At 70.2% G+C, this 20,588-nt stretch carries 18 protein-coding genes and 1 pseudogene; 8 read left to right on the forward strand and 11 right to left on the reverse strand.

Annotated elements, in window-relative coordinates; all coding sequences use genetic code 11:
* Both HND91_RS12850 and HND91_RS12855 read left to right on the forward strand, forming a co-directional pair.
* Positions 1-1,278 (forward strand): family 8 glycosyl hydrolase, encoded by a 1,278-nt coding sequence (locus tag HND91_RS12850; RefSeq protein ID WP_181706974.1) that lies wholly within the window; start codon positions 1-3, stop codon positions 1,276-1,278.
* On the forward strand, positions 1,269-3,113 hold the full coding sequence (locus HND91_RS12855; RefSeq protein ID WP_181706975.1) for a tetratricopeptide repeat protein: 1,845 nt from the start codon (positions 1,269-1,271) through the stop codon (positions 3,111-3,113). Before HND91_RS12850 ends, HND91_RS12855 begins: the two co-directional genes overlap by 10 nt.
* 86 nt (positions 3,114-3,199) lie before the next feature.
* Here the strand turns inward: HND91_RS12855 and HND91_RS12860 are convergent, their stop codons facing one another.
* The 6 genes from HND91_RS12860 to HND91_RS12885 form a co-directional block, all read right to left on the reverse strand.
* Positions 3,200-4,645, reverse strand: a complete 1,446-nt coding sequence (locus HND91_RS12860) for an amidase family protein (RefSeq protein ID WP_181706976.1) — start codon at positions 4,643-4,645, stop codon at positions 3,200-3,202.
* Positions 4,642-4,857 carry a hypothetical protein gene (locus tag HND91_RS12865; protein ID WP_181706977.1) on the reverse strand — a complete coding sequence of 72 codons (216 nt, stop codon included), beginning with the start codon at positions 4,855-4,857 and terminating at the stop codon, positions 4,642-4,644. The genes HND91_RS12860 and HND91_RS12865 overlap by 4 nt, the downstream gene beginning before the upstream one ends.
* An 18-nt stretch (positions 4,858-4,875) precedes the next feature.
* Positions 4,876-5,886, reverse strand: a complete 1,011-nt coding sequence (locus tag HND91_RS12870; protein WP_181706978.1) for an ABC transporter permease — start codon at positions 5,884-5,886, stop codon at positions 4,876-4,878.
* The gene (locus HND91_RS12875; protein ID WP_210272693.1) at positions 5,886-7,466 is read right to left on the reverse strand and encodes a sugar ABC transporter ATP-binding protein; all 1,581 of its coding nucleotides are present in this window, start codon (positions 7,464-7,466) and stop codon (positions 5,886-5,888) included. Before HND91_RS12875 ends, HND91_RS12870 begins: the two co-directional genes overlap by 1 nt.
* Positions 7,463-8,569, reverse strand: a complete 1,107-nt coding sequence (locus tag HND91_RS12880) for a sugar ABC transporter substrate-binding protein (protein WP_181706979.1) — start codon at positions 8,567-8,569, stop codon at positions 7,463-7,465. Before HND91_RS12880 ends, HND91_RS12875 begins: the two co-directional genes overlap by 4 nt.
* A 347-nt stretch (positions 8,570-8,916) precedes the next feature.
* Positions 8,917-10,143, reverse strand: a complete 1,227-nt coding sequence (locus tag HND91_RS12885; protein ID WP_181706980.1) for an MFS transporter — start codon at positions 10,141-10,143, stop codon at positions 8,917-8,919.
* Positions 10,144-10,481: 338 nt separating this feature from the next.
* Here HND91_RS12885 and HND91_RS12890 point away from each other — a divergent pair, with 338 nt between their 5' ends.
* The 5 genes and pseudogenes from HND91_RS12890 to HND91_RS12910 form a co-directional block, all read left to right on the forward strand.
* On the forward strand, positions 10,482-11,294 hold the full coding sequence (locus HND91_RS12890; RefSeq protein ID WP_181706981.1) for a GntR family transcriptional regulator: 813 nt from the start codon (positions 10,482-10,484) through the stop codon (positions 11,292-11,294).
* 171 nt (positions 11,295-11,465) lie between these two features.
* A complete protein-coding gene (rutA, locus tag HND91_RS12895; RefSeq protein ID WP_181706982.1) occupies positions 11,466-12,548 on the forward strand; it encodes a pyrimidine utilization protein A in 1,083 nt (360 codons plus the stop codon).
* 60 nt (positions 12,549-12,608) lie between these two features.
* Positions 12,609-13,916 carry an amidase gene (locus HND91_RS12900; RefSeq protein WP_181706983.1) on the forward strand — a complete coding sequence of 436 codons (1,308 nt, stop codon included), beginning with the start codon at positions 12,609-12,611 and terminating at the stop codon, positions 13,914-13,916.
* On the forward strand, positions 13,913-14,545 hold the full coding sequence (locus HND91_RS12905; RefSeq protein ID WP_181706984.1) for an isochorismatase family protein: 633 nt from the start codon (positions 13,913-13,915) through the stop codon (positions 14,543-14,545). Before HND91_RS12900 ends, HND91_RS12905 begins: the two co-directional genes overlap by 4 nt.
* A gap of 102 nt (positions 14,546-14,647) precedes the next feature.
* Positions 14,648-16,051 (forward strand): annotated as a pseudogene (locus HND91_RS12910) (erythromycin esterase family protein); the annotation flags it as partial.
* Between the two features lie 58 nt (positions 16,052-16,109).
* Here HND91_RS12910 and HND91_RS12915 read toward each other — a convergent pair.
* The 5 genes from HND91_RS12915 to HND91_RS12935 all read right to left on the reverse strand — a co-directional run bounded on the left by HND91_RS12915 (position 16,110) and on the right by HND91_RS12935 (position 19,667).
* Complete coding sequence (locus HND91_RS12915) at positions 16,110-16,499, reverse strand: hypothetical protein (RefSeq protein ID WP_181706986.1); 390 nt, start codon at positions 16,497-16,499, stop codon at positions 16,110-16,112.
* Between the two features lie 131 nt (positions 16,500-16,630).
* On the reverse strand, positions 16,631-16,948 hold the full coding sequence (locus HND91_RS12920; protein WP_181706987.1) for a hypothetical protein: 318 nt from the start codon (positions 16,946-16,948) through the stop codon (positions 16,631-16,633).
* 22 nt (positions 16,949-16,970) lie between these two features.
* Positions 16,971-17,279: a YggT family protein gene (locus HND91_RS12925; protein WP_181706988.1), complete on the reverse strand. Its 309-nt coding sequence runs from the start codon at positions 17,277-17,279 to the stop codon at positions 16,971-16,973.
* A 91-nt stretch (positions 17,280-17,370) separates the two neighbouring features.
* On the reverse strand, positions 17,371-19,365 hold the full coding sequence (locus HND91_RS12930) for a sodium:solute symporter family protein (RefSeq protein ID WP_181706989.1): 1,995 nt from the start codon (positions 19,363-19,365) through the stop codon (positions 17,371-17,373).
* Positions 19,366-19,376: 11 nt separating this feature from the next.
* A complete protein-coding gene (locus tag HND91_RS12935; protein ID WP_343057337.1) occupies positions 19,377-19,667 on the reverse strand; it encodes a DUF4212 domain-containing protein in 291 nt (96 codons plus the stop codon).
* Between the two features lie 277 nt (positions 19,668-19,944).
* On the opposite strand from HND91_RS12935, the gene HND91_RS12940 reads away from it, so the two are divergent.
* The gene (locus HND91_RS12940) at positions 19,945-20,568 is read left to right on the forward strand and encodes a hypothetical protein (RefSeq protein WP_181706991.1); all 624 of its coding nucleotides are present in this window, start codon (positions 19,945-19,947) and stop codon (positions 20,566-20,568) included.
* The last annotated feature ends 20 nt before the right edge of the window (positions 20,569-20,588 follow it).

A 20,588-nucleotide genomic window follows, 5' to 3' on the forward strand; every position in this document is an offset into this window, starting at 1 on the left:
ATGGCCCGCCACACCCGATCCCTCGTCGTTCTGGCGGCCGCGGCGGCCGTCGGCGGCATGGTGACGGCCGCGGAGGGCGAAAACTTTGTCTTCTCCAGGACCCCTCCGGCCCTGGAGACGCCCACCGATGCCCCACCTCATCCTCCAGGGCCGGCCAATTTCGTGTTCGTTACCAGGTCGGACCCGGAGCCGGCGCCGTCCGCACCCAAGGTCCCGACGCCGAGTTTCGTCTACATGCCCCCGCTGCCGCGATCGAACCCGGTCCCGACCGTCGAGACGCCCGACCAGGCCGTGCTGCTGGGCGAGCAGATCGAGGCGTTGTGGCTGCGGTTCAAGAGCCGGCATGTGGACGCGACCGGGCGGGTGATCGACAACGCGAACGGGTCCATCTCCCACTCGGAAGGCCAGGGCTACGCCATGGTGCTCGCCGCCCGGATGGGCGACCGCGCCACCTTCGACCGGATCTGGGCCTGGACACGGGCCGAGCTGATGGCGGGCGGCGGGCCGTTCGCCGCGTGGAAGTGGGACCCGAAGGCCTCGCCGCACGTAACGGATCCGAACAACGCCACGGACGGCGACCTGCTGATCTCATGGGCCCTCGCTCTCGCGGCGGACCGGTTCCAGGAGACCGGCTATCGGGACGAGGCGGCGCGGATCGCCCGGGCGATCTACACCGAGCTGACGGTGGAGATGCCGTTCGGGCGCATCCTCCTGCCGGGCAAGGTGGGGTTTTCGGCGGACGACCGGGATGACGGTCCCGTCGTGAATCTCTCCTACTGGATCTTCCCGGCGCTCGACGCCTTGGCGGCCCTGACGCCCGATCTCGACTGGGCCGCCGTGAACCGGGCCGGACGGCACCTCCTGCAGGTCGGCCGCGTCGGCCCGCTCCGGCTGCCGCCGGACTGGCTGTCGCTGGCCGGGCCGGATCCGGTGCCGGCGGCGGGGTTCGATCCGGTGTTCGGCTACAACAACGCCCGCATCCCGCTCTACCTCGCCCTCGACGCCAAGGCGGTGCGGGCGGAGTTCCTGCCCTATGCCGGGCAATGGAACGCGGCCGACGACCTCGGCCCCTTCGTGATCGACGTCACCACCGGGGCGGCGCACGACACCCTCGGCGGCGGCGGCTTCAAGCTGGTCGCCTCCCTGACCGACTGCATCGTCAACCAGACCCGCGTGGACCCCCGGCTCCTCGCGATCGACGACACATTCTACTACCCCGCTGCGCTGGGGCTGCTTGCCCTGATCAGCATCAAAGAGGGTCACCTGGCATGTCTGTGAAGTATCTCCTCGCCGGCGGTGTCGCTCTCGCCGCCATCCTGCCGCTCGGCGCGGTCGCCCAGGGCTGGTCCGGAATGACCGCCGCGCCCGCGTTCGACCCGGCCGCCCCGCAGACCGCGCCGGCCGCGCCGGCCCAGCCCTTCGTGCTCGCGCCGGCAGCCCCGGCCGCGCCGGCGGTCCAGCCCGGCGCGCCGGCCCAGCCGTTCGTGCTCGCGCCGGCCGCTCCCGCGGGGGCCGCGGCCGCCGCGGCGCCCGAGAAGCCCGCGATCGACGAGTCGGCTCTTCGCTACTATGCGTCGAAGAACGACGTCGCCCGCGTCGCCGCCGAGATCCGGCGCCTGCGCGCGCTCCACCCGGACTGGCAGCCGCCGGAGGACCTCTTCACCGCGTCCAACCGCGTGGATGTGGACCTCGCGCCGCTGTGGGCGCTGTTCTCCGCCGGGCGCTACGACGAGATGCGCATCGCCCTGGAGCAGCTGAAGGCGACCAAGCCCGGCTTCGTGCCGCCGGCGGAACTCGTCACCAAGCTCGACGAGGCGCAGGCCACGGCCTACCTGGTGCAGGCGTCCGACAACGGCGACCACCCGCGCGTCGTCGCCATCGCCCGGAACTTCCCGGGCCTCCTCGTCTGCGAGCGCATCGACGTGCTGTGGCGGGTCGCGGAGGCGCTCGCCAAGACCGGCGAACCCGAGCGGGCCTACGGCGCCTACGACTACGTGCTTGCGTCCTGCCCCGGCGCGCCGGAGCGTCTCGCCACCGTGCAGAAGGCGAGCGAGCTGCTGCCGGAGGCGGCGCTGCGCAACCTGCTCGCCCGCGGCCAGATCCGGTTCGACGGCACCAACGAGTTCGAACCGGTGCTTCTCGACTTCGCCCGCCGCCGCATCGGCGAGGCGATCGGCCGGGCCGACGTGGCCTCCGCCGAACCGGGCGACCTCGCCCGGATCGGGTCGGAAGCCAAGATGAAGAAGTCCATCGGCGACGCCACCCTGCTCGGCTGGTACCACTACGCCAAGAAGGATTTCGCCGGCGCCGAGACCTGGTTCCGGACCGCGCTCGGCTTCGGCGACGACGCCAAGGCGACCGAGGGCCTCATCCTGGCGGTCCGCAACAAGGGCGACACGGCGGCCGCCGAGGCGATGGCCTACGACAACCGCGCCAAGGCGCCGGAGATCGCCAAGGTCTACGTGGAGATCGTCTCCGCCACGCTGACCGACACGGTGACGGAAGACTATCCCGCCGCGCGGTTCGCCGCCTTCCAGACGGTGGTGGACGAGCTGAAGTCGCCGCTCGGGGCGCAGTCGGCCGGCTGGTACCTGTTCAACAGGGGCGAGTTCAAGGTGGCGGCGCCGTGGTTCGAGAAATCGGTCGCCTGGGAGGAGACCGGCGAGGGCGTTCTCGGCCTCGTGCTCACCGCCCAGCGGCTCGGCGACAAGAAGCGGTTCGCATCGCTGGTGGAGACCTACGCGCCGAAGTACGCGGCCGTCGAGGCGCTGCGCACCTCCAACGCCACCGCGCAGGTGGCGGCCGGCGACGGTACCGTGAAGGTGGCGGTGAACCGCAAGAAGAGCGGCGGCGGGTCGCTCGCCCGCGAGGCCGTCGCGCTCTACGAGGGCAAGCGCTACCGGGAGGCCATCGCGGTTCTGGACAAGCTGAAGGCGAGCGGCCGCGAGACGACGGACCTCGCGGTGCTGCGCGGCTGGGCCTACTACAACACCAGGGACTACCGGAAGGCCAAGGAGACGTTCGAGAACGCGAACGCCCGCAAGTCCACCGGCGACACCCGCACAGGCCTCTACTACTCCAGCCAGAAGCTGCGCGCGCCGCACTTCCAGTGACAGCGGCACCGAGGCCGCAATGACGGACGGGGCGGCACCGCCAGGCGCCCGCCCCGTTCGCGTTTCCGGCCGCCCGCAACCGGGCGTCAGGCGGCCGTCGCCGCCAAGTCGGGTTTGGAGGGCAGCGCGCGGCGCGCCTGGCCCGTGGCGACCTCGTACGCCATGCCGACCGACAGGATGGCGGCCTCGGCGAACGGCCGGCCGACCGTCTGCATGGCGATCGGCAGGCCGGACTGGGACCGACCGATCGGCTGCGCGAGCGACGGGAGGCCCAGGTAGGAGATCGGCCGCGTGTAGCGGGCCATGGCGGCGACCATCTGCGGGATGGCGGCGGCGCCGGCCACACCGGCGGCGCCGGCGGCGCCGTCCATGTCGGCGCTCGTCGGCGGCACGAACGGCACGACCGGCAAGACGAGCGCATCCGCCTTGCCGTAAGCCGCGACGACCCGCTCGAGAAGCGGCGCCCGCATGGCGATGGCGCGCAGATAGAGCGCGCCCGGGATGACCATCCCCTGCCGGAGGCGCGCCAGCACCTGGGGGCCGTAGTCTCCCGGCCGCTCGCGGATCCAGTCGCCGTGGATGGCGGCGGCTTCCGTCATGGCGACGATGTTGGAGAACTCGCCGAGATCCAACGGATCTGGCAGTTGCACATCCACCAGCGACGCGCCGAGATCCCGCAGCGCGCGGTGCGCCTCCTCGTGCGCCGCGGCGGTCTCGGCGTCGAGATCCTGCAGCCAGCCGCTGGAGACGCCGACGGTGACGCCGTCGAGCCGCTCGCGCGGCGCGGGCGCATCCACGGGCACAGCCGCCGACGTGGGGTCGAGTGGGTCCGCCCCCGCGATCACCCCGTAGAAGGCCGCGACGTCGGCGACCGTCGGCGCCATGGGGCCGAGGCAGTCCTGCGAAAAGGACAGCGGCATGGCGCCGTAGCGGCTGACGCGCCCCTGCGTGGGCTTCAGGCCGGCGATGCCGCAGAGCGCCGCCGGCAGCCGGATGGATCCGCCGGTGTCCGACCCGATCGCCCCGAACGCAAGCCCGGCGGCCACCGCCGCGCCGGAGCCGGACGAGGATCCGCCGGTCACGACGGCGGGATCCCACGGATTGCGCGCCCGACCGTGGTGGTGGTTGAGGCCGGTCGGCCCGAGGGCGAACTCCGACATGTTGAGGCGGCCGAGGTCCACCGCGCCGGCGGCGTCGAGACGGGCGAGCACGGTCGCGGTGGTGCTTTCCACGGACGCCGCACGAATCCTCGATCCGCATCCGGTGACGCGGCCCGGACGGTAGAGCATGTCCTTGTGAGCGAGCGGCACGCCGTGGAAAGGTCCGACCGGTTCGCCCGCCGCGAGCGCGGCGTCTGCTCTTGCCGCCGTCGCGAGGGCGGTCTCGGCCTCGATGGCGATGAAGGCGTTGGCGACGGGCTGCCAATCCTCGGCGCGGGCGAGGCACGCGGCCGTGAGCTCGACGGAGGAGACGCGCCGCTCCCGGATCGCCGCGGCGGCCTCCAGGAGCGTCAGGCTGCAGAGGTCGGTCACGAGGGCCTCCCCGGCGCGAGGCGCAGGAGCGCGGCGGCGTGGCTCGACGGCTCGCGCTCGAACAGCGATCCGGTCGGGACCGGCGGACGGGCCAGGATGCCGGACGCGCGATCGAGCTGCGCCGCCATGAGGCCGGCATCCTCGGCGGGGCCGGCGGGCCCGAGCAGTGCGGACATGGCTTCCGTCCAGGCGGCGATGAGGCGGGGATCCATGGTCTGGCGCTCCGTGGTTCAGGAGAAGTTCTGCGGCTGGCGCTTGCGGACCAGCTGGCTGAGGGCGACGGCGATCACCAGGCCGCCGCCGTAGAAGAGGTTCTGGACGAAGGTGTCGACGCCAAGGATGGTGAGGCCGGTGATGCCGGACACGAGGAAGTAGACCGCGACGAAGGACCCCCACGGGTTGAACCGCCCCGGCACGATCGAGGTGGCGCCGAGGAAGGCGGCCGCGAAGGCCGGCAACAGGTAGGTGAGCCCGGAGAGCGGATCGGCCGAACCGGTCGTGCCGGCGTAGAGCACGCCCGCGAAGGCCGCGATCACGCCGGAGCCGATGAAGGAGAGGAGCCGCACCCGGTCGACGGCGATGCCCGAGAGGCGCGCCACCTCCCGCCCCCGCCCGACGAACAGCAGCCTGCGGCCCGGCGAGGTGTATTCCAAAAAGTACCAGAGCGCGGCACAGAGGATCACCGCGTAGTAGAAGGACAGGGAGATGCCGAACACCCGCTGGACGATCACCCAGTCCACCAGCGCCATTGACACGCCGCCGACGGTCTGGGAGCCGGAGATCCACAGGACCGTGCCGTTGATGAACGTGCCGGTGCCGAGCGTCACGATCAGCGAGTGGATGCGGAAGAAGAGCACGAAGGCGGCGTTGATCAGGCCGATCAGGAAGCCCAGCCCCAACGCCACCACGATAGCGGCGCCGACCGGCCAGCCGTGGAGCGCGTTCAGAACCGCCACCGTCATGGCGGAGAGGACCATGGTGGAGGCGACGGAAAGGTCGAAGTCTCCAGCCGTCAGCGGAATGATGAGGCCGAGGGTCAGAACCACCAGGATCGCCTGCGACGAGAACATGGTCGAGAAGTTGATCCAGGTCAGAAAGGCCTCCGGGCTGAGCGCCCCGAACAGCGCCACGACGCCGGCCCAGGCGGCCAGGAGGCCGAAACGTTCGGCATTCGCCTTGAGAGAGACGCCGCCGGCCGGGCTCGCGGCGCGGCTGCGGACTGCGGGGTCGATCGCGGACATCAGGCGGCCTCCTCGACGGGTGGGGCGCTGCGGTAGCAGGCCTCGGCAATACGCTCCTTCGTGACGTCGCCGCCGACGAGTTCGGCGACGATCCGACCCTTGGCGAACACCAGAACGCGCCCGGCGATCTGCGAGAGCTGCTCGTAGTCGGTGCTGGCGACGACCACCGACGTGCCCGCGCGGGCTGCGAGGTCGAGCGCCGCGTAGATCTGCTGCCGCGCCCCGACGTCCACCCCCTGGGTAGGCTCGTCGAGCAGCAGCAGCTTCGGCGCGGTCTGCAGCCATTTGGCGAGCAGCACCTTCTGCTGGTTGCCCCCGGACAGCGCCTCCAGCGGCAGCGATGGCACGTTCGGCCGGACGTCGTGCTCCGCCCCGAGGGCGCCTGCGCGGGCGAGCATGGCGCGCCGGTCGAGCCCGAACCAGCGACGGAAGGACGGCAGCACCGGCAGCGTGATGTTGTCGGCGACCGACAGATTGCCGATGCCGGCGGACCCGAGCCGATCGGCCGGCAGCAGCGCCATGCCGGCGGCCTGCGCCGCCCGCGGCGTCAGGCCCGCCAGCGGAACGGTGACGTCCTCGATGGTGATGCTGCCGGAGGTGGCCGGGACGGCCCCGGCCAGCAGCGCCGGCGCGTCCGAGAAGCCGGACCCGATCAGGCCGGCGAGGCCCAGGATCTCACCCCGACGCAGGGAGAAGGACACGTCCGCCACCCCTGCCCCGGCGAGGTTCCGGACGCGGATCGCGGGCGGCGCCGCGTCGCCGGTCGGGGCGCGGGTGATCCGGTAGGTCTCCACCTTCCGGCCGATGATGAGGTCCACCAGGTCCTGGCGTGGGGTCTCGCGCGTGTCGACCGTGCCGGCCAGCCTGCCGTCCCGCAGGATGGTGGCGCGGCTGGTGATCTCGCGCACCTCGTCGATGTCGTGGGAGACGAAGACCACGCTCGATCCCGCCGCCACGATCCCCCGGACGAGCGCGAACAGCTGGTCGACGCCCGCCTTCGGCAGAAAGGGCGTCGGCTCGTCGAGCACCAGGATGCCGCCGCCCACATCGGTCTGCGTCCGGCGGACATCCTCGAAGGCCCGCACGATGGCGAGGAGCGCCCGCTCCACCGGCGAGAGGGTGGAGACCTCCGCCGATGGATCGAGCGCCAGGCCGAAGCGGGAGAAGATCGCCTCCGCGTCGCGCGCCTCCCTGGCCCAGTCGATCCGCCATCGGCGTTCGGCGGCGAAGTCGCCGATGCGCAGGTTCTCCAGAACCGTCAGGGAGGGGACGAGGCCGAGGTGCTGGTGCACGAAGGCGAGCCCGTGGCGTTTGGCCTCGGTCGGCAGGATCGGCAGGGCCGCGGTCTCGCCGAAGAGCGTCAGCGACCCGCCGGGGTCCGGCGCGTGGTAGCCGGAGAGGATCTTGATGAGGGTGGACTTGCCCGATCCGTTGGTGCCGAGGAGGCCGTGGACCTCCCCGAACCCGACCGTGAAATCCACGCCCTGCAGCGCCTTGGCGCCGCCGAACGTCTTCGACAGATTGCGTGCCGCGAGGGCGGCGGCGCGCTCCCGCGGCGGCGCGGCCGCCCCGCCGGTCACTCGATCCCCCAGAGCGTCTTGAAGCCGGCGACGTGGCTGTCGCCATAGCCGTCGTTGAAGGTGGCCGGCACGCCGGCCGTTTCGGCGTTCGAGGCGTCGAAGATGTAGAGCGGCGAGTTCAGCACCTCCACCGGCGGCAGGCCGCAGAGCGCGCGCATGTTGACGTCGATCGCCGCATAGCCGATCCAGCCGATGCTTTCGCCGATGTTCATGTCCACCTCGCCGGTGCGCACCATGTCGATCACGAAGGGCGTGCCGTTGTACGAGGCGATCTTCACCGCGCCCATCCGGCCGGTGAGGCGCAGCGCCGGCACGACGAACTGGGACATGCTGTCGTAGATCGGCAGAACGAAGTTGAGGCCCGGATCCGCCACCAGGGCGGACTGCACCGACGACTGGATCTTGGTGCCCCACTCCGGCACCGGCACGTTCACGTACTTCTGCTTGCAGTCCGGGCAGAGGCTCTTCAGCGTGTCCTGGATGCTCTTCACGAACGGCGCGGTCGGGATGATCTCGTCGGAGCCGATGATGAGCACGTTCGGCTTGCCCTCGGTCCGCTTGAAGGCCCAGGCGGCGAGGATCTTCCCGGCCTGGCTGTAGTTGGTCTTGGCCGAGGCGTCGAGGCTGTCCGACTTGGTCTGGGTGACGTCATAGAGGTGGGTCGTCGTCACCTTCACGCCCTTGTCGCGCGCCGCCGCGATCTGCGGCAGCAGCGCTTCGGGCGGGATGCCGCCCTGCAGGTCGATCAGCGAATAGCCCTCGGCGGTGGCCTGGGCCATGCCCTGGATCCACTGGTCCACCTTCAACTGGTTGTCCCAGTTGGCGAACGGGAAGCCGACGACCGCGGCGGCCTCCTCCATGGCCTTAGACACCTGGACATTGAAGGGGTTCGTCATGGTGAGCGGGATGACGAACATCTTCTTGTCCTTCATGCACGCCTTGGCGTCGAACGCCTCGCCGGGAGCCGTGAAGGCCGGCATCGTCTTGTGCGCGGCGATGATGGCCTCCGCTTCCGCCATGGGATCCGCGTGGGCGCTGGCCGCGAGGAGGGCCGAACCGAGAAAGGCGGTCGTGAGGGTCCAGATCCGACGGGAACGCGACATGGTGGAAGGTCTCCGGGTTGGCCGTGGCGGCCGGGTGCATGGAGCCGCCGTTGGACGCCGACCTCGCAAGCGGTGTGCCAACAGGCGCGTCCGGTCGTCCCGACCGCCGCCACCATGTACGGACATGTCTTTCGCGCCCGCGTCTCCTCCCGGCAATATGCCCCCGCGCCAGCGGCGGGCCGTAAGCTTGGGCAGGTGCCGCCGTTTTGAGCCACATTCGGACCGCCCGTCGTCGATGAGCGCGCGATCCCGTCCGTGATCGACGGACGAGCGCGGGCGGACCGGCCCGTCCGGTCACTGGATATGTTCGAACTTTTTCTATGGTGGGCGTGATGGACGCCGCTCCATCAGGCAGGCGCCGGCGCGGAGCGCAGGGCGGCCTCGCGGGCGTGGAGCCGCCACGCGATCACGGTGCCGGTCAGCGACAGGGCGCCGAAGACCGCGAACGTCAGGGCGTAGGACCCGGTCGCCGCGTAGAGGCCGGCAAAGCTCGCCGGCCCGACCATGACGCCGATGAAGATGTAGACGAGCACCGCGCCCGTGACCGGCCCCACATGGCCGGCCGGCGCATTGCGGGCGGTCTCGGCGAGGAGAACCCCGTTCCAGCCGATGGAGCACATGCCGAGCACGACCAGGATCCCGACCTGCACGACGGCCGAATAGTCGGCCATCCAGGCCGACGCGACACCGAGCACGCCGCTGACGAGGCCGAGCAGGCCGAGGATCAGGAAACCCGCCCCGACCCGATCGGCCACCACGCCCCAGACCACGCGCCCGACGGCCCCGCCCACCTGCATGGCGGCCGCCACGCTGCCGGCCGCGAGCAGCGACCATCCGGCGTCGTGGACCAGCATGGTGACCGCGAAGGCGGAGAGGGACAGTTGCACCGCCGAATAGAGAAGGCCCAGCATGGCGAGCGTGCGAAGCGCCGGCCGCCTCCAGACCAGCCGCTGTTCGGCGATCAGGTTGCCGCCGAACCGGGCGTCCGGGACGCGGTCGAACGGGATCGTGTGTCCGCGCACCATCAGGGCGACCGCGGCCACGGCGGGGATGGCAGCCGCGCCGAGGAAGGCGAGCTGCCAGCCGATCGTCTGGGCGAGCGGCGGGAAGACGAGGCTCGCCACCACGGCCCCGATCGGCACGCCGGCCTGCTTCACCGAATAGACGACGTTGCGCTTCTCCTTCGGGGTGACCGCGTTGAGAATGTGCGACGACGCCGGATTGTTCAGCCCGTAGCCGATGCCGATGGCGAGCGAGCCGAGCACGATGGTGAGAACCGAACCGCCCGCGAGGCCGAGGAAGCCGAGCACGAAGGTGACGAGCACCACCTGCTCGATCGCCACCGGCCCATGGCGCAGCACGAGCGTGCCGGCGACCGCCGACGCGAACGCGCCGGAGAAGTAGATCAGGCTGACCTGATAGCCGATCCAGTGCGGGCCGATCCCGAGGTCCGCCGCCACCAGCGGGGTTATCGCCGTCAGCGCGAGCACGGTCGCCGTGGCGACCACCTGGATCAGGGTCGCGATGGCAAGTGCGCCGGCCAGAGCCGAGGACAGCACGGGATGATCGGTCATGGACGGGAAACTCGGCGGACGGAGGTCAGGCGCGGCGCCCGACGGCGGAAGCGATCGATCCCACTCATTGTACGGACTTATGCAGCCCGTCAAGAGAGACACGAGCCCCCGGACCACTCTGCCGGCCGGACCGGCCCGTCTCCGCCGGCCGACGGTGGCCACCCCCCCGTGTCCCGCGCCGAAGCGCTCGACTCTTCTCCACGGCGGGGCCGATCTTCTCCCCGGCGGGGCCGCCGACCTTTTGATCCCGCCCCTCCATCGTCGATCTTGCTTGCGTCGATCCGTGCCGGACGATAGGCCGACACGAACAAGAACCGGTTCCGACCGGGAGGGTGGACATGAAGCCCGAGGTCAGTATCGCCGAGCCGGCAGACGCGCCTGACGCGTTCGGGCCGGACGAACTCGCCGCCTCCCGTCTGGGCGAGGAGGGAAATCCGGTTCCGCTCTACCTGCAGGTCGCCAAGCTGATCGAGCGGAAGATCAGCGACCGCACGCTCCCGGTCGGGTCGCTGCTGCCGACCGAGAACGACCTCGCGGCGCGCCTCGGCGTCAGCCGCCAGACCGTCCGCCATGCGATCGGGCATCTGCGCGACCTCGGCCTTCTCTCCGCCCGCAAAGGGGTCGGCACGCGGGTGGAGTCCTCCGCCAAGGACTGGCGCACCTCCTATTCCGTAGGCTCGGTCGCGGATCTCGTGGAACTCGCGCGCGAGACCGAGATGCGGGTGACCCGTCGGGGAGAGGTGGAGGCGCGCGGCAAGCTGGCGGTCGAGCTCGCCTGCCGGCCGGGCCGCCGGTGGTATCACTTCGAGGGGCCGCGCTTCCACGTTCCGGCCGAGACGGCCTACTGCTGGAGCGAAGTCTGGCTGGACGGGCGGCTCGCCTCCATCGTTCGCAACATCGACGTGTTCCGCACCGCCGTGTTCGCCCTCGTGGAGGACCAGTCGGGCGAGCACATCGTGGAGATCAAGCAGGACATCAGACCCGCGATGATCGACGCGGACCGGGCGCCCGTGCTGGGCTCCGGGCCGGGCGACCTGGCGCTCGAGATCACCCGCCGCTATCTCGGGACCGGCGGCCGCCTGCTGCAGATGTCCCGCACGCTCCTGCCGGCGGATCGCTTCTCCTATTCCATGACCTTCCGGCCGGACTGACCGGCCCTGCCCATCGGTTCGGCAGCACCGGAAGGCACATGACCTTCCGGCGGGCACCCTCGCGCGGCCACGCGCCGGCCAGATCGTTTGTCCGTACATAGTCTGCGGTTGGCATCCGGATTGCAGGTCCCGATCGGACAGGTTTCCGCACGTCTGAAGGAGCGACCCGCGATGGACATCGGCGTCTTCATCCCGATCGGCAACAACGGCTGGCTGATCTCGACCACCTCGCCCCAGTACAAGCCGACGTTCGAGCTCAACAAGGAGATCGTCCAGAAGGCGGAGGAGCACGGCTTCGAGTTCGCCCTTGCGATGATCAAGCTGCGCGGGTTCGGCGGCCCCAGCGAGTTCTGGGACTACAATCTGGAAGCGTTCACGCTGATCGCCGGCCTCGCGGCCGTGACGACGAAGATCAAGCTGTTCGCCTCCACGGCGGTGCTCACCCTGCCGCCCGCCATGGTGGCCCGCATGGCGACCACCATCGATTCCATCTCCGGGGGGCGGTTCGGCGTCAACATCGTGTCCGGCTGGGCCAAGGGCGAGTACGACCAGATGGGCCTCTGGCCCGGCGACGAGTGGTTCGGCTACCGCTACGACTATTCGACCGAGTACGTGAAGATCATGCAGGAGCTGTGGGAGAAGGGCTCGTCCGACTTCAAGGGCAAGTACTTCCAGATGAACGACTGCCACATGAAGCCGACGCCGGGCAGCAAGGTGGAGATCGTGGCGGCGGGCCAGAGCCCGGTCGGCATGGAGTTCGCCGCCACCTACTGCGACTACAACTTCGTGCTCGCCACCGGCGTCAACACGCCGACCGCGCACGTTAAGGTCAACGAGCAGCTGATGGCCGCCGTCGCGAAGACCGGGCGCGACGTGGGCGCCTACGTGCTCTTCATGGTGATCGCCGAGGAGACCGACGAGGCGGCCTGGGACAAGTGGCAGATGTACAAGGACGGCGTCGACGCGATCGCCCTCGCCTGGATGGCCGACCAGGGCGGCAAGGACGAGACCGCCGCGGACGGCTCCACCGCCAAGACCATCAACCTGCCGGACCAGGCGGTGAACTTCAACATGGGCACCATCGTGGGCTCCTACGCGACCTGCGCGAAGCTGCTCGACGAGGCCGCCTCGGTGCCGGGGACGAAGGGCATCATGCTGACCTTCGACGACTTCGTGGAGGGCATCGAGAAATTCGGCGCCCATGTGCAGCCGCTGATGGCCTGCCGCGCGGGCAAGCTCGCGGCCGCCGCCTGATCCGCCCGGCAACCGCATTGGCTGCCGGGCGGCCCTCCCACCGATGTCTGGAGCCCGCCCATGTCGGCCGATGCGCACCCGCTCTGGCGCCTCACAGCCTCGGAGGCGAGCGCTCGGCTTCAGGCAGGGCTGATCACCTCGGAGGCGCTGGCGCGGTCCTGCCTCGCGCGCGTGGCGGACCGTGATCCGGCCCTGAAGGCCTGGGCCTACCTGGACGCGGACCACGTCATCCGCGCCGCGCGGGAGCTGGACAAACAACCGCGCCGGGGGCCGCTCCACGGGCTGCCGGTGGCCGTGAAGGACATGATCGACACGGCCGACATGCCGACCTGCCACAACTCGCCCCAGTTCGAGGGGCATCGCCCGTCGCTGGACGCGGCGGCCGTGATGGCGCTCCGGGCAGCCGGCGCGCTCGTCTTCGGCAAGACCGAGACGACGGAGTTCGCCGCCGCCGGCCGGAACGCGCCGACCGGCAACCCGCACGACCCGTCGCGCACGTCGGGCGGCTCGTCCGCCGGTTCCGCGGCGGCGGTGGCCGACAGCCACGTGCCGCTCGCCCTCGGCACCCAGACCGGCGGATCCCTGATCCGCCCGGCCTCGTTCTGCGGCGCCTACGCGCTGAAGCCGTCCTGGAGCACGGTCTGCCGCGAGGGCGCGAAGATCTATTCGGTGACGCTGGACACCATCGGCTGGTACGCCCGCTCCGTCGCCGACCTCGACCTCCTCGCCGACCTCTACGGTTTGCCCGGCACGCCCGCTCCCGTCCCGACCGTGAAGGGCCTCCGCTTCGCCGTCTGCCGGTCGCCGGAGTGGGACTGGACGGAGCCGGAGAGCCGGGAGGCTCTGGCCGAAGCGGCCGGCCGGCTGGCGGCGGCAGGGGCCGAGGTGGTGGACCTCGATCTGCCGGAGCGCTTCGACGGGCTCACCCCAGCCCACAAGCGCATCCTCTACGGCGAGGGCCGCACCGCCTTCCTGCCGCTCGCGCTCCGCTTCGGCGACGCGCTCCACGACGACTTCCGGAACCGGGCCGAGAACCGCGAGGGCTTCACGCCCGAGGAGCTGGTGGCGGCCTACGACCTCGCCGCCCTTTGTCGGATCGAGTTCGACGCCCTCGCCCGCGGCTTCGACGGGGTCCTGACGCCGAGCGCGCCGGGCGAGGCCGTGCCGGACCGGCATCCGGGCAACCCGGTGATGAACCAGATCTGGACGCTCCTCCACGTGCCGGTGATCAACCTGCCCGGCTTCAAGGGTCCGAACGGGCTGCCGGTGGGCGTCTCGCTCACCGGGCCGCGGCTCACCGACCGGCGTCTGCTCGCGGTGGCGGTCGCGGTCGCTCCTCTCCTCCTGCCGCAGACGGATGTGCCGTGACCGAGGATCTCGACAGCAACTACGCCCGGGCCGGCTTCCATCACCGCCTGGCCTACGGCCGCCGGCCCGCTCTCCTGCTCGTGGATTTCGTGGAGGCCTATTTCGAGCCGACGTCTCCGCTCTATGCGGGCGTGGACGCCGCGCTGGCGTCGGCGCTCCGCATCCGGGCAGCGGCGCGAACCGCCGGCGCGCCGGTGATCCTGACGAATATCGTCTATACGCAGGGCGTCTTCGACGGCGGCCTGTTCCGGCGCAAGGTGCCGGCGCTCTCCTGCATGGAGAAGGGCAACCCGCTCGGCGACTGGCCGAAGGGCCTGGAGCCCCTTCCGGACGAACTGGTCATCACCAAGCTCTACCCCTCCGCCTTCTTCGGCACCGCCCTCGCCTCCACCCTGACGGCGGCCGGCATCGACACGGTCATCATCACCGGCCTGTCCACCAGCGGCTGCGTGCGGGCGACCTGCGTGGACGCCATGAGCTACGGCTTCATGCCGATCGTGGTCCGCGACGCCTGTGGCGACCGGGCGGCGGGCCCCCACGAGGCCAATCTCTACGACATGAGCGCCAAGTATGCCGAGGTGGTCGACGAGGCGGAGGCGATCCGCTATCTCGCCGCCGTGTCGCCCTAGGCGGACCTCGGCGGCGACGGCCGCCAGGGCCGTGCTGCTGCTCCATCGGGCTGGCGGGAACGAGTGTCCGTCCCCGATGTTCCGCCGTCGGACGGCGCGGCGCCTTGCGCCGGACCCGATGGCGAGGAGGAGCACATGGGCGAGATCGACCTGCCGAAGCGGCCCGGCCCCGGCCGGCCTGCCGGGGCTCAGGCTCCGGTCCACGTTCCCACCCTGATCGCGGAGGCGGCCGAAGAGCTGCCGCCGTTCGACGATCCGGCCTTCGGGCGGCTGTTCGACCGCTATGCCGACCGCCGGGTCGTGCTTCTCGGCGAGGCGAGCCACGGGACGGCGGAGTTCTACAGGGCCCGCGCGGCCATCACGCGCCATCTGGTCGAGCGGCACGGCTTCACCATCGTGGCGGTGGAGGCGGACTGGCCGGACGCGGCGGTGATCGACCGCTTCGTCCGCCGGCGGGACGGGGCGCCGCCGGCCGAGCCTCCGTTCCAGCGCTTCCCGACCTGGATGTGGCGGAACACGGACGTGGCCGACCTCATCGCCTGGATGCGCCGGCACAACGACGGCATCTTCGAGGCCGACAGGAAGGCGGGCTTCTACGGCCTCGACATGTACAACATGAGCGGCTCGATCGCGGCGGTGATCGACTATCTGAGCTCCGTCGACCCGGAGGCCGCCACGGTCGCGCGCGAACGCTACGGCTGCCTGTCGGCGTGGCAGGAGACGCCGGCCCACTACGGACGGGCCGCGCTCAGCCGCGGCTTCAAGGCCTGCGAGGCGGCGGTGGTGGAACAGTGCCGCGCGCTTCTCTCCCGGCGCTTGGACTATGCGGGCCAGGACGGCGACGACTTCCTGGACGCCACCCAGAACGCCCGCCTGGTGGCTTCCGCCGAGCGCTACTACCGGATCATGTACAATGGCGGGGCGGAGAGCTGGAACCTCCGCGACAGCCACATGGCGGAGACGCTGGCGCAGGTGCTGGACGCGCGAGGGCCGCAGTCCAAGGCGATCGTCTGGGCGCACAACTCGCACATCGGCGACGCCCGCCACACCGACATGAGCTGGCGGCGCGGCGAGCACAACATCGGACAGCTCTGCCGGGAGCGCTACGGCGACGGGGCCGCCTTGATCGGCTTCGGCACCCACACGGGCACGGTGGCCGCCGCGTCGGACTGGGACGAGGACATGGAGGTCATGCGCGTGCTGCCGTCGCGGGGCGACAGCTACGAGCGGCTCTGCCACGACAGCGGCAAGCCGCGTTTCCTCCTGGACCTCGCCCCCGGACGGCACGACGCGGTGCGCGGCGCGCTGGCCGAGCCCCGGCTGGAGCGGTTCATCGGCGTCATCTACCGGCCAGAGACGGAATACTGGAGCCACTATGCGGAGGCGGTCCTGACCGACCAGTTCGACGCCTACGTGTGGTTCGACGAGACCGAAGCGGTGACGCCGCTCGGGCCCGAGCACGCGGCCTCGGGCGAGGTTCCGGACACCTTCCCGTTCGGCGAGTGACGGACCTGCGCCGGCTAACCGAGCGGATCCGCCGGCCCATCCCCACCGCCAGCGGTCATCAGCGCAGGCTACCCATGTCCGGCGGCAGCGCGGCGGCGAGCACGAAGGCGGCCGCGAAAAGGACGGCGCTGATGCCGGCCGCCCGGATCGCGAAGGTGTAGTAGGCCTCCTGCAGCGCCGTGCCGGTCACCTGCTGGGCGACCGCCGCCGGAGGCCGTTCGCTCTCCTCCAGCATCATCCAGGTTTCGGTGCGGCGGTGGTCGCGGGTCGGGGCCGCGTGACCCTTGGCGGTCAGGGTGGCCGCCGCGATGAGAGTGAGGATGCCGCCGGTCTTGGCCGCGAGTGGCGGATTCCAGGACAGGCCGACCAGAATGCACACGATCGCCAGACCGGCGAACCCGGTGCCCCGGGCGACCGTCTCGAAAGCCGCGCGTCTGAGCCGATCCATCGCTCCTTCTCCCTCCGGCCGCCCCCGAAGTATGGCGCGTCCGGACCGCTTGGCAAGGCGGTGCCGCACGACCCGGACGGGATCGGAACGCGGATGGGCGTCGGTGGTTCGCGCCGGCCGGCGGAGGACGGTCAGAGAACCCCGAAGGCGCGGGTGACGGCGGGCGTGGAGAGAAGCGCCGTGCCGGCGAGCCAGATCCAGGCGGAGGCCTTGTTGTCCTTCCGCTGCCCGCTGACGTGCTCGAAGATCGCGGCCGGCACGCCGGCGATCATGAGCGTGGCGGTCGCCACCAGGAGCGACGACAGGAGGAAGACGACCGGCAGGTAGAAGGGCGCGATCGGCGGATACCACAGCGGATGCAGCAGGAAGGCGAACGCCACCGCCGGCGAGAAGATGCCGTTGACGATCGCGAAGCCGAGGAGCGCCACGTAGAAGGACTGGTTGGTCATCGGTTGTGCCCGCAAGGTCCGGTCAGGTCGCCGACGGGGCGAGGCCGGCGGCCGCCAGCCCCACATAGAGGGCGATGCGCGCCAGGAAGATCCACAGGAAGCCGAACACGAGCAGCGCCACGGCGGGAGCCGCCGCGGGCGTCACCATGGCGACGACGCGGAGCACCGGGTCGGTGAGCCTCACGAAGGAGCGCCAGATGTAGTTGCCCGACCCCGGCGGCACGAAAGGCGTCAGCAGGAGCCGGCCCATCATCAGGTACATGGCGAGCGCCAGGACGTAGTTGGGGACGTGGAAATACCAGTGGTCCCAGAACGGATTGGTTTCGGCCATCGGGTGCCCCGGAAACAAAAGGGCCGCCGGCTGATCGGCCGGCGGCAGGGTCGGTGGGCGGGCCCGGTGCAGGCCCGCCCGTGGCGGCTCGTCAGGCCGCCTTCTCCTTCATGACCACGCCGCCGCTCGGACGCCGGATCTCGTCGATGAGATCCTGCAGTTCCTTCGACGGAGCCGGGGTCAGCCGGCTGACGATGATCATCGTCAGGAAGCCGACCGGCAGGCCGAAGAGAGCGGCGGAGATGTTGCGCACGCCGAACCAGTTGGCGATGGTCTGCGCGTGGGTGTCCAGCGCCTTCCAGGCCGCGGCCTTGGCGTCGGGCGCCGCCGCTTCCCAGGCGGTCTTCAGGTCGTTGAACTTCGTGATCGCCGCCTCGGACGCGCCGGAGAGGCCCGCCCAGGTCTGGTAGAAGTCCACCGCGTAGTAGCGCGACCCCACCAGGTAGTAGAGGGTGATCGAGAAGCCCACGATCATGCCGGCGATGGCGCCGGCGCTGTTGGTCCGCTTGGACCAGACGCCGAGAACCAGGGCCGGGAAGAGACCCGCGGCGGCAAGGCTGAAGGCCCAGGCCACCATGGCGACGATGTCCGCGGGGCGGAAGGACGCCGTGTAGGCGGCCAGCACCGCGACGAGCACCAGCAGGACGCGGGCGATGACCAGGCGGCGGGCCGTCGGCGCGTTCGGGTCGATCATCTTGTAATAGATGTCGTGGCTGAGCGCGTTGGCGATGGCCAGCAAGAGACCGTCGGCGGTCGAGAGCGCAGCCGCGAGGCCACCGGCGGCGACGAGGCCGGCGATGACATAGGGCAGGCCAGCGATCTCCGGCGTCGAGATCACGATCGCGTCGTTGTCGATGCGGAAGTCGGCCAGTCGGACGATGCCCGGATGGTCGGCCACCTTGGCGCAGGCGTCGATCACCGCCTGGGCGCTCGCCGCGTCCACGCCGCAGACCTTCACGAGGCCGATGGCGCCCCACTTGAAGAGCCACGCGAGGTCGGCGTTGTTGCCGAGTTCGGCCACCTGGGCGCCGATCACGGTGGTGTAGATCTCCAGCTTCGCGAAGGCCGCGTAGGCGGGCGCCGTGAAGTAGAGGATGAAGATGAAGAGCAGCGACCAGGCCACGGACTTGCGCGCGTCACGCACGCTCGGCGTGGTGAAGTAGCGCATCAGCACGTGCGGCAGGGACGCGGTGCCGACCATCAGGCAGAGGATGAGGCCGAAATAGTTCAGCGGGTCGTAGTTGGTGAAGGGCTGCGTATGCGGCTTCAGCGCCTCCGCGGCGACGAGGCCCTGGGCGACCATCTCCTGCTCGCGCGCCGCGATCTCCTGCAGCACGTTGCCGTACATGATCTGCGGCAGCGGCACGCCGTACTTCTGCGCCGAGAGCACGACCACCGGGATCAGGTAGGCGACGATCAGCACGATGTACTGGGCGACCTGGGTCCAGGTCACCGCCCGCATGCCGCCGAGGAGCGAACACACGAGGATGCCGATGAGGCCCACGTAGACGGCGACCTCGAAGTCCATGCCGATGAAGCGGCTGGCGATGAGGCCGGTGCCGACGATCTGCGCCACCACATAGGTGAAGGAGCAGCTCATCAGCACGATGATGCCGCAGATGGACGCCAGCTTGCCACCGTACCGCGCGTAGAGGAAGTCGGGCACCGTGTAGGCGCCGAACTTGCGCAGGTAGGGCGCGATCAGCACGGCCACCAGCACGTAGCCGCCGGTCCAGCCGAGGATGAAGGCGAGGCCGTCATAGCCGAGCGCGTAGAGCGTGCCGGCCATGCCGATGAAGGACGCGGCGGACATCCAGTCCGCGCCGGTCGCCATGCCGTTGTAGAAGGCCGGCACCTTGCGGCCGGCCACGTAATACTCCGACACCTGCATCGTGCGGGAGAGGACGCCGATCATCGCGTAGACCGCGATGGTGAAGAACACGAACAGATACCCGAGGATGTGGTCGGGCACGCCCATCTGTTCGAGGACCGCGATCAGCAGAACGAAGGCCGCGAACCCGCCCGTGTAGGCCAGATAGATCCGTCCGAGGTTGGACGTGAAGGCATCGCCGGTTTGTGTCGCCATGGCAGGTCTCCTCACCCTTCCTCGGCAAAACCGTGTTCGCGGTCGATCTTGTCCTGGGCGCCAGCGAACCAGAACAAGAGAGCCACGAAGACGATCAGTGAACCCTGCGCGGCCATGTAGAAGCCGAGCGGGAAGCCGAAGACGACGATGGTGTTCAGCGTCTTGGCGAACATGTGGATTCCGAAGCTGAAGATGAACCAGACGATCAGGGCTGTGATCATCAGCCCCCTCGTGCTGGCCCACCAAGCTTCCTGCTTGGTAGACGACATCGAAACCCTCCCTGGTGAAAGCGCCGAGGCCATTCCTCCGGCTCGGGCGCTGGCCGCCCATCCTCCTCAAGATGCACGACTTTCGACCGTTAGCACTTATCGTTAGTGGTTTCTCCTTATACCTTCGTCAAAGATGCAGATGCTAACAGTTCGTTTCGCACGCTTCACTGGCACGGATCGGCCGAAACGCGCGGGAAGTGCGGTCGGCTCGTCGGTTACCGACAGGATGTCGGATGTTGCGTAGAGGTTCGATTTGGCCCACGGTGTGGACAGACGACCACCGGCCCTCCGACATGAGGAAACGCGTGCCATGGGCCTTCTCGACCTGTTCCGCAGACCCGCCGAGATCCGCGACGGCGCCTCGCTCGACGTCTTCATCGGCGAGCAGACGGCTTTCCTCGTCCAGAAATCCACGTGGGAATACTCGCGCGCCCGATCCGGCGTGCTCTGGCAGAAGCTCTTCCACGAGGAAGCGTTCAAGACCGCCGTGCAGGCGTCCACGTGGGCGAACTATCCGCTCGCCCTCGCCTTCGTGGGCGAGATGGCCGCCGCGACCCTGCGCGGGCGCGGCCTGGACCCGGCGCTCGCCGTTTCCGGCGTCGCCGCGTCCTGCCGGCGGATCATCGCGTCGCAGCCCCAGCCGGCCGGCTTCGAGCCGACCTTCTGGGCCGAGGCGGAACGGTTCGTGTCCGGGCGGCTGAACCGGACGATGGTGGCGCCGCCGAAGGCCGTGAAGGACATTCCGCTCGACGGCCACCAGCTGTTCCACGAACGCCTGCCCATGCACCCGGACCTGACGAAGCACGACAAGCTGCTGCTCCAGAGCACGCTGCGGGTCCATCTCTGCCGGGCGCACGAGGTCATGCTGGAGCGCCTGAACCAGGCCGCGCTCGCTCAGGCGTTCGAGGCGGAGGTCGAGGGCGCGGCGCGCTGACGGCACGAAGGGTCGCCGGG

Source organism: Chthonobacter rhizosphaerae (assembly GCF_013839525.1).
Taxonomy (GTDB): Bacteria; Pseudomonadota; Alphaproteobacteria; order Rhizobiales; family Pleomorphomonadaceae; genus Chthonobacter; species Chthonobacter rhizosphaerae.